The organism is Actinacidiphila acididurans (assembly GCF_016918855.1).
Taxonomy (GTDB): domain Bacteria; phylum Actinomycetota; class Actinomycetes; order Streptomycetales; family Streptomycetaceae; genus Actinacidiphila; species Actinacidiphila acididurans.
The window spans coordinates 216079-225313 of record NZ_JADKYB010000015.1; the positions used below are offsets into that span (position 1 = coordinate 216079).

Annotated in this window: 7 protein-coding genes; 2 read left to right on the top strand and 5 right to left on the bottom strand. The window is 74.9% G+C overall.

Annotated features, from left to right (window positions below; all coding sequences use genetic code 11):
- Positions 1 to 14: 14 nt before the first annotated feature.
- From ITX44_RS26725 to ITX44_RS26735, 3 genes are read right to left on the bottom strand one after another with little or no spacing between them, the layout of a single operon-like run.
- Complete coding sequence (locus tag ITX44_RS26725; protein WP_205359938.1) at positions 15 to 1100, bottom strand: prenyltransferase/squalene oxidase repeat-containing protein; 1086 nt, start codon at positions 1098 to 1100, stop codon at positions 15 to 17.
- Positions 1097 to 1861 (bottom strand): class I SAM-dependent methyltransferase, encoded by a 765-nt coding sequence (locus tag ITX44_RS26730; RefSeq protein ID WP_205359939.1) that lies wholly within the window; start codon positions 1859 to 1861, stop codon positions 1097 to 1099. The genes ITX44_RS26725 and ITX44_RS26730 overlap by 4 nt, the downstream gene beginning before the upstream one ends.
- Positions 1861 to 3270 carry a glycosyltransferase family 4 protein gene (locus ITX44_RS26735; RefSeq protein ID WP_307795499.1) on the bottom strand — a complete coding sequence of 470 codons (1410 nt, stop codon included), beginning with the start codon at positions 3268 to 3270 and terminating at the stop codon, positions 1861 to 1863. Before ITX44_RS26735 ends, ITX44_RS26730 begins: the two co-directional genes overlap by 1 nt.
- 261 nt (positions 3271 to 3531) lie before the next feature.
- On the opposite strand from ITX44_RS26735, the gene ITX44_RS26740 reads away from it, so the two are divergent.
- Positions 3532 to 4158 carry a TetR family transcriptional regulator gene (locus tag ITX44_RS26740; protein WP_205359940.1) on the top strand — a complete coding sequence of 209 codons (627 nt, stop codon included), beginning with the start codon at positions 3532 to 3534 and terminating at the stop codon, positions 4156 to 4158.
- 215 nt (positions 4159 to 4373) lie between these two features.
- Complete coding sequence (locus tag ITX44_RS26745; protein ID WP_307795500.1) at positions 4374 to 5063, top strand: response regulator transcription factor; 690 nt, start codon at positions 4374 to 4376, stop codon at positions 5061 to 5063.
- Between the two features lie 557 nt (positions 5064 to 5620).
- Here the strand turns inward: ITX44_RS26745 and ITX44_RS26750 are convergent.
- Positions 5621 to 7345, bottom strand: coding sequence for an ABC transporter ATP-binding protein (locus tag ITX44_RS26750; protein ID WP_372440996.1), 1725 nt, complete (start codon positions 7343 to 7345; stop codon positions 5621 to 5623).
- On the bottom strand, positions 7342 to 9093 hold the full coding sequence (locus ITX44_RS26755) for an ABC transporter ATP-binding protein (protein ID WP_205359942.1): 1752 nt from the start codon (positions 9091 to 9093) through the stop codon (positions 7342 to 7344). Before ITX44_RS26755 ends, ITX44_RS26750 begins: the two co-directional genes overlap by 4 nt.
- Between the last annotated feature and the right edge of the window lie 142 nt (positions 9094 to 9235).

Sequence of the window (9235 nt, forward strand, 5' to 3'; positions counted from 1 at the left end):
GACCGAACGGGCGGTCAGCAGCAGTCGGGGTCCAGCCCGTCCGGCAGTCTTTCCGCGCCGAACACCTCGGTCGTCGCCTCGTCCCCGCCGAGCGCGGCGACGGCGAGCAGCAGCGCGGCCGCGGTCCACGTGGTGCGTTCGGCCGGCCAGAAGGCCCGGTCCTCGAAGACGTAGCCGGTCCAGTACATGCCGTCCTCGGCCCGCAGGTGCTGGATGTCGGCGAGGATGCGCACCGCGCGGTCGGACTCACCCACCGCCCACAGCGCCAGGGCGAGTTCGGCGCTCTCGCCGCCGGTCACCCACGGGTTGGGCACCACGCAGCGCACGCCCAGGCCCGGCACCACGAAGCGGGCCCAGCCCTCCTCGATGCGGTCCAGGGCGGCGGGTCCGCGCAGGGTGCCGGTGAGCACCGGGTAGTACCAGTCCATGGAGTAGTGGCGCTTGTCCAGGAACCGTTCCGGGTGGCGCAGCACCGCGTGGCCCAGTGCCCCGGTGGCCAACTCCCAGTCCGGCTGGGGCGATCCGCGGTGCTCGGCGATGGCCAGGGCGCAGCGCAGCGCCTGGTGGATGGAGGCGCTGCCGGTGAGCAGCGCGTCGGCGGTGGCCTGCCCGCCGGGCTCGCGCCGCCAGCCGATCTGGCCGCCGGGCTGCTGGTGGCCGAGGACGAATTCCATCGCCGCGGCCACGTGCGGCCACATCCGGTCCAGGAACACCTCGTCGCCGGTGGCCAGGAAGTGGTGCCAGACGCCGACCGCCAGGTAGGCGCAGAAGTTGGTCTCGCTGCCGTGGTCGGTGGGCCGCTCCGGGTCGCCGTCGTGGTAGGCGGCGTACCAGGAGCCGTCCGGGTTCTGGTGGCGGGCCAGCCAGGTGTACGCGGCCCGGGCCCGCTCGTGCTCGCCGGCCGCGTCGAGGGCCATCGCGGCCTCGGTGTGGTCCCACGGGTCGAGGTGGTGGCCGGAGAACCACGGTATGGCGCCGTCCGGGCGCTGCGCGCCGGCGATGCCGGTGACGGTGGCCCACGCCTGCTCGGCGGTCAACACGCCGGGCAGCACGAGCCGTTCGGTCCTGCCGCCGCGGCCTCCTCCGTCGGTCCGGGTCACCTGGCGGCGTCCGCGGTGCCGGCCGGTTCCGGCGAAGGCCCGTCCGGCAGCCGCGGTTTGGTGGCGTAGGCGACGAAGCTCTTGCCGATCACCGGGTTGAGTGCCTGCTCGGCGAGCTTGGTGGCCAGCGGCTTCTTGACGATGTCCCAGACCAGCAGCTTGTGGTAGAGCCGTACCGGCAGCGCCTGCTCGTTGTCCACGCCGACCGCGCACTTGAGCCACCAGTACGGCACGTGCAGCGCGTGCGCGTGGTGGGTGCCGTACGGTGCCAGGCCCGACTCGCGGATCCGCTCCAGCAGTTCGTCGGCCCGGTAGATGCGGATGTGGCCGCCCTCGACCTCGTGGTAGGCGTCGGACAGCGCCCAGCACACCCGCTCGGGGCCGTAGCGCGGGACGGTGACCGCGACCCGGCCGCCGGGGCGCAGGATCCGGACCACCTCGGCGAGCACGCCCTTGTCGTCGGGTATGTGCTCCATCACCTCGGAGACGATCACCGCGTCGAAGCTGGCGTCGGGGAACGGCAGGTGGAGCGCGTCGCCCTCCATGGCCACGGCGGACGCGCCGGCCGGGACCTCGCCGGCGTCCCGCATGGCGACGAACCAGCCCGCGACCTCGCGGACCTCGTCGGGGTTGCGGTCCAGGGCGACCACCCGGGCGCCGCGCCGGTAGCACTCGAAGGCGTGCCGGCCGCCGCCGCATCCCAGGTCCAGCACGCGGTCGCCCGCGGCGAGCGGGAAACGGGTGAAGTCGACGGTCAGCATCAGAGGTTGCTCCCCACGCGGGTCTCCTGGTCAGGGGCGGCGTCCGGAGCCGTACCCGGTGCGGCCGGAACCTCGGTCGTCCCGGGGATACGGGCGGGACGGCCCGCGGCCGGGGTCGCCGGCACGGGGGGCCGGGCCGGCCGGCGGGACGGCTGGTTCGCGATCGCCTCCCGGTAGACCTCGACGGTCGACTCGGCGGCGCGCGCCCAGGTGAACCGTTCCAGCACCCGGGCCCGGCCCGCGGCGCCGAGCCGGGCGCGCAGTTCCGGGTCGCCCAGCACCCGGTCCAGGGCGGCGGCCAGCGCACCGGCGTCGCCCGGCGGGACCGCCAGGCACGTCTCCCCGTCCGGTCCGGCCACCTCCGGGATGGCGCCGCCGGTGGTCGCCACCAGCGCGGTGCCGGTCGCCATGGCCTCGGCGGCCGGCAGCGAGAAGCCCTCGTACAGCGACGGCACGCAGGCCGCCTCGGCGCTGCGGATCAGCCGGACGAGCTCGTCGTCGCTGATGCCCTTGACGAACTCGACCGCGCCGCCGAGCCCGTGGCCCTCGATCGCGTCGGCGACCGGTCCGGAGGCGGGGCGGGTGCCGACCACCACCAGGTGGGCGGCGGGACGGGTGACGCGCACCTTCGCCAGCGCCTCGATCAGGAAGACCAGGCCCTTGAGCGGCACGTCCGCGCTGGAGGTGGTCACGATCCGGCCGGGCACCACCGGGACCGACGGGTCGGGGGTGAACAGGCGGGCGTCGGCGCCGATCGGCACCGCCCGGATCCGCTCCGGCCGCACCCCGAGGTCCTCGATGATCTCCTCGCGGGAGGTGCCGGAGACGGTCACCACCGACGGCAGCCGGCGCGCGACGCGCTTCTGCATGCGGGTGAAGCCGTACCAGCGGCGCAGCGACATGCGGCGGCTCAGGTTCGGCGCGGCTTCGAGCTCCAGCCGGCGGTCGACGGTGATGGGGTGGTGGACGGTGGTGACCAGCGGCAGGCCCACGCCCAGCAGGCCGTAGCCGAGGGTCTGGTTGTCGTGGACGACGTCGAAGTCGGCGCGGCGGGCGGCCAGCAGGCGCCGGGCGCGCAGGCTGAAGGTGAGCGGCTCCGGGAAGCCGCCGGTGCGCATGGTGGCGACCTCCAGAGCGTCGATCCAGTCCCGATACTCCTCACGGCGGGGGGTACGGAACGGGTCGGGCTCGCGGTAGAGGTCCAGGCTCGGCAGCTCGGTGAGGGTGACGCTGTTGCCGCCCACCTCGTCCAGTACCGGGTACGGCTGGGCGCCGATCACCTCGACCCGGTGGCCGAGCGCGGCCAGTTCCCGGGACAGGTGGCGTACGTAGACCCCCTGACCGCCGCAGAAGGGGTTGCCCTTGTAGCTGAGCAGCGCTATGCGCAGCGGCCTGGTCTCCTGGGTCACACCCGGCCCCCTTCTCACCGCGATTGAGCCGGAGCGTCACCGGTCGCGCTTAATGTAGAACAGGTTTCAGAATCGATCGTACAGAACGCGAATGTACCCTCCGCCACCGCGGGCCAGCCGCCCGTGCCGGGTGATTCGCGCCACGCGGCGCTGAGGGCCGGCGGACCGGGCGACACGAGCACGGGAACCGGGCACCACAAGTACCAAGGCACCGCAAGCACCAAGGCACCACGCACGGGCACGAGACAGGACGGCAAGGCCATGGCAGACATCAGCGCGGAACCCCGGCCGGCGCCGCCCCTGACCGAGCGACAGGAGGCCCGGCGCCGCCGCATCCTGGACGCCGGCACCGCACTGGCCTGCCAGGGCGGCTTCGAGGCGGTGCAGATGCGGGAGGTCGCGGAGCTGTCCGGGGTGGCGCTCGGCACCCTCTACCGCTACTTCCCGTCGAAGATCCACCTGCTGGTGGCCGTCATGCAGGACCAGCTCGGCCTGCTGCACGAGGCGTTGCGGACCCGGCCGCCCGCCGCCGGCGCGCCCGGCGAGCGGGTCGCGGAAACCCTGCTGCGCGCCTTCCGCGCCCTGCAGCGCGAACCGCTGCTGGCCGACGCGATGGTACGGGCGATGCTCTTCGCCGACCGCTCGGTGCGGGCCGAGGTGGACACCTGCTCCCGGCTGACCACCACGATCATCCTGGAGGCGATCGGGCCGGCCGCCGTCCCGCCGTCCGACAGCCGGCTGGCGGCGGTACGCGTGATCGAGCACACCTGGCACGCGGCCCTGGTCGGCTGGCTGGCCGGGCGGGCACCCGTGGACCTGGTGACGACCGACATCCGTACGGCGTGCCGACTGCTGGAACCAGCCCCCTTTAACGCATTCGACCGGTAAGCGGTATCACCCGATCGGAGGGCGCACGTCACGTATCAATGCGCCCCATAAGCCCCAGCACGCCGCCTGAATCACCCCATACGTACGGTTTGCCCGGCTGCTCACAGGCGTACGCCCCCGGTAGGAAGGAAGGCGCTCGTCTGGGGGAGCTTGGGGAGAGCTCTGCGGAGCTCGCAACGACGACGCGAGGGGACCGAACGGTGATACGTGTACTGGTGGCTCATGAACAGAGCCTGCTGCGATCCGCGCTGGCGGCGCTGCTGGACCAGGAGCCCGACTTCGAAGTGGCCGGCGCGGATTGGCACCGCGTGAACGAATCCGGCCGCCTGTTACGCCCGCACGTGTGGGTGGCCGACGCGGACTGTCCCGGCTGGCGCCGGCACGTCGGCGGCTGGACGAGACCCGCGGAGGGCCACGCTCCGGCCGGCCGGACGCTCAGCCGGGCCGCATCCGGCTCCGGGTCCGCGGAGGTGTCCTTACGGGCCCCTGAGGCCGCGAGTGCGGCGGACATGATGCGCTGCACGGCCGGGCTGGTCGTCCTGACCGACGCCGGCAAGCCCGGGAACCTGCGCCGCGCCTACGACGCGCGGGCGCTCGGCTTCGTCAACAAGGACCGCTCGCCCGACCGCCTCCCGGCCGCGGTCCGCCGCGCCGCCGAAGGGAAACGATTCGTCGACGAATCCCTCGCCGTCGAGTTCATGCAGGCCGCGGAGATGCCGCTGACCCGCCGCGAACTCAGTGTCCTCTCCCTGAGCGCCGAGGGTGCCTCCGTCAACGAAATCGCCCGCAGCCTCCACCTCGGCAACGGCACCGTCCGCAACTACCTCGCGGCGATCACCCGCAAAACCGGCGCCCGCAACCGCGTCGACGCGATCCGTATTTCCCGGGTGGCCGGCTGGGTCTGACCCCAGCGAATGGGTGTCCCGCACCCCGATAAATGTGCGGGCCGTCCCTGATGTGCGGCTTGCGCCGCGTTCTGCCGGTGACCCGGGAGCGGCAGCACCTGCCCCCTCGGGCCGGTGACGACCCGCGCCACGGTGGGGGTACCGCCCAGGCCGAAGGCTCTGGGGGAGGCTGGTCGCGCAGTTCCCCGCGCCCCTCGGTTTTCCCGGCGAACCGCCCGCCGCCAAGCGGGCCCCGGGTAGCTCCGGCGAACCGGGCCGCTGCAGGTGCGGGTTCGCCGGGAGCGCCCCGAAGGGGCGCGGGGCTGTAGCCGATATGCGGCTGGCGCCGCGTGGGCGCGAGGAACCACAACGCACCAGCAGCCGGCGACGCATCGGAACCCGCCGAGTCGGAAGCCGCAACGGCAACCAGCTCGGGGGCTGCGGAGCCGCCCAGGCTCCACCCCAGGGGCGCGGGGAACTGCGCGCGCAACCACAACGCACCGGAACCCGGCAACGCATGGGAACCCACCGAGCTGGAAGCCGCGGAAGGCCAACCTTCTCCGGGGGCGCCGTACGCCTCAGAGGCCGGCCCGACCCGCGGGCGCCGCAGGCGACCACGTGCCGACGAGGTCACGGTAGAGGGGCGAGAGGCGGAGCAATTCCGTGTGGGTACCGCAGAGCGCATGGGTGCCGTCGAGGAGCAGGACGCGGTCGGCGCGGGTGGCGGAAGAGATGCGGTGGGCGACGACGAGGAGCGTGCCGCCGGGGCGGTGGGCGAAGGCGTGTTCGGCGACGGCTTCGGCCGCGGGGTCGAGGTGGCACGTCGCCTCGTCCAGGAGGACGAGGGAGGCCGGGGAGAGGTAGGTACGGGTGAGGGCGAGGAGTTGGCGTTCGCCCGCAGAGAGGGCGCCGGGGTCCACCTCGCCGGTGAGGCCCCCGAGGGCGGCCACGAGCGGGCCGGCGCCGAGAAGTTCGGCAGCGGAAAGCACATCGTCGGGGTCGGCGTCCGGCCGGAGATAGCGCAGGTTGTCGCCGACGGTGCCGCGGAACACGTACGCCTCCTGCGGCACCAGGGCGGGCAGGCCGGCGCTGAGCACCTGCCCCCGCCCGGACCGCAGCAGCCCCGCGGCGAGCCCGGCCACCGTGGACTTGCCGATGCCGCTCGGCCCCACCACGGCCAGGTGCTCCCCGGCCGCGACCGCCAGGTCGAGCCCGCGCACCACCGGCCGCGCCCCGCCGCCGTAGCCGAACGTCACCCCCCGGAACTCCAGCACGGCGCCGGTCCGTACGGGCGCGACGCCCTCCGGGCCGCCCTCCGCCGATTCCGGAAGGTCCGGGCCCGCGACGCGGTCCAGGACGACGCCGAGGCGGGTGCCGGCGGCGCTGAGGGTGTGGACGAGGTTCTGGAGGGCCGGCTGGAGGGACTCGGTGAGGTAGGTGAGCGCGCCGAGGAGGGCCCCCGCGGTGATGCGATGGGTGGACAGCAGCCAGGGCGCGCAGGCCAGCAGCAGCACGACCGGGAGCCGGCCGCCGAGGGCCGGGGCGGCGGCGCGGGCGACGCCCCAGCGGGCGAGGGAGCGTTCGGCGCGCAACTCGGCGTCGATGAGGTCGGCGGCCCGCCGGGTCATCTCGGGTTCGCCGCCGCACGCGCGGATGTCGCGCAACCCGGCGGCGAGCGAGCCGAGTTCGGCGGCGAGCGCTTCGTCGGCGGCGAGGTAGCGGTGCTGGCGGGCGGCCAGCGGCCGCAGGGCGAGGGCGAAGACGGCGACGCCGACAGCCAGCGGCGGCACCACGATCAGCAGGGTGACCGGGGCGAGCGCGCACATGCCGGCCAGGGCGCCGATGCTGGTGAACACGAAGGACCGCAGGACCAGGACGAGCCCGCCGAACGCGTCCCGGGCGATCTCCACTTGATGCGTCAGCCGGGAGACCACCGAGGCGTGCGGCGCCCCGCCGCCGCGGATCGCGGACCGTATGCCGCGCCGTACCACCGTCTCGACCAGCACGTCCCGCAGCGGCTCCACCAACGCGGCCAGCGCGCGGAAGACGCGGGCGGTCCCGTACGCCCCCAGCGGCACGCACACCGCGGCCAGCGCCAGCCACAGGGCCCCTGTCCCCGGCCGGCCGCGCAGGAACCCGTGGTCCAGCGCCTTGGCCAGCGCGAACCCGGTGAGGAAGGTCTGTCCGGCCTCCAGCACCGACCACGCGGCGAGCACCCCCAGCACGCCGAGGTGCCCGCGCAGCCAGCCGCGCATCCCGCCCTCGACGCCCTCGACGCCCGTCGTCGCCGTCGTCGCCGTCATGAGCGCGCTCCCCCGGCCGGGCCCGCCGGTTCCGGCGCGGCGGCGAACAGGGCGCGGTAGTCCGGGTCCGGCCACAGGTCCCCGTGGGGCGCGAGGGCCCGCAGGCGGCCGGAGTCGAGCCAGGCGACCAGGTCGGCGCGGGCGGCGGTGCCGGCGCGGTGGGTGGTCAGCAGCCGGGTACGGCCGCGCTGGCCCTCCAGGAGGGCGCGGGCGACGTGCAGTTCGGTGACGGTGTCCAGGCTGGAGGTGGCGTCGTCCAGGATCAGCAGCCGCCCGGGGTGCGCGAACGCCCGTGCCAGGCCCAGGCGTTGGTATTCGCCGCCGGACAGCGGGGCGCCCGCGGGCGCGGTGTCGTAACCGTCCGGGAGCAGCCGCACGAACTCGTCGGCGCGGGCCGCGCGAGCCGCGGCGACGACCTTGCCGGGCAGGACGGGACCGCGGCCGAAGGCGAGGGCGTCGGTGAGGGTGTCGCCGAGCAGCACGGGCCGTTCGAAGGCGTAGGCGACCGCGTCCCGCAGTTCGTCCCTGCTCAGTTCGGACAGCGGCCTTCCGTCCAGCGCGACGATCCCGTCGTCCGGATCGGCCAGCCGCCCGGCGAGCGCGGCCAGCACGGACTTCCCGGCGCCGGACCGCCCGACCACGGCCACGCACGCCCCGCCGGGCACCGTCAGGTTCAGCCCGTGGAGTACGGTCTCGCCGCCGCGCACCGCGGTGACCTGCTGGAACTCCAGCGTCCCCGCACCGGCCCCGGGCCCCGCGAGCGGCAGCCGCCCGGTCCCGTACGGCAGTTCGGGCACGTCCAGGACCGCGGCCACCCGCCTCGCCGCGGCGCGGGCCCGTACGAGCGCGCCGACCTGCCCGACCACCACGCCGATGCCGGTGGCCAGCGAGGCGTAACGCGTCGCGGCCAGCAGACCGCCCACGCTCAACGCCCCCTGCGTCAGCCGCAGTCCGCCGACCGCGAGCACGAGGATCTGCAGCAGCGGCACCAGTACGGCGGCCTGCGCCGTGGCCCGGCCCTGGATGTGCCACATCCGCCGCCCCTGCGCAGCCAGTTCGGGCAGCGGCGTGAGCACCCGGGCGCGCTCGCGGGCCTCGGTACGGGCGGCGGCGATCGTCCGGGCGCCCCCCAGCGCCTCGACCAGACGGGCCGCGATCCTGCCCTGCGCGTCCTGGTACCGGGCCACGCTGTCCGAGGAGACCCGGGCGAACCGCCGTACCAGCAGCGCGAGCAGGGGCGCTCCCGCGACGAAGGCCACCGCCAGCCAGAGGTCGGTCAGGCCCAGCGCCACGATCGCCCCCACGGTCGCCGCGACCGTGGCGGGCAGCGCCGCCGCGGCGGCCGGCCCCGAAGCGGTGTCGGCCGCGTTCCCGACCATCCGGCTGACCAGGTCCCCCGTCCCGGTCGCTGCGGCCGGCTCCCCCGCGGCCAGCACATGCTGTACCGCTCTGCGTCGCAGGTCCGCCGCGGACTTGGCCGTTGTCGTCGCCGACAGCACGTCTGCTGTCGCCCCCACCACGAACTGTGCGGCCACCACGGCCGCACACGCCCCCACCCACGCGCCTGCGGCGCGGCCCCGCAGCAACAGGTCCAGGGCGTGGCCCAGCGCATACGGAAGCAGCAGCACGAGTGCCGTCTGCCCCAACGCGAGCAGGGCGAGCCCTCCCACCCGCCCATACGCCCGCCGGGCCACCTCCCCCAGCAACCAGTCCTCCCGGACGGCTCCTCGTCCGCCCCCTGCGGTCATACGTGCCCTCCTTCGGGTTCGCCGGGAGTACGCGGTGGGCGCCCCAGGAGTGGCGGCACCTGCCCCCTGGGGTCGGTGGCGACCCGCGGCCCGGTGGGGGTACCTCCCAGCCGAAGGCTCTGGGGGAGGGCTTGTCGCGGCG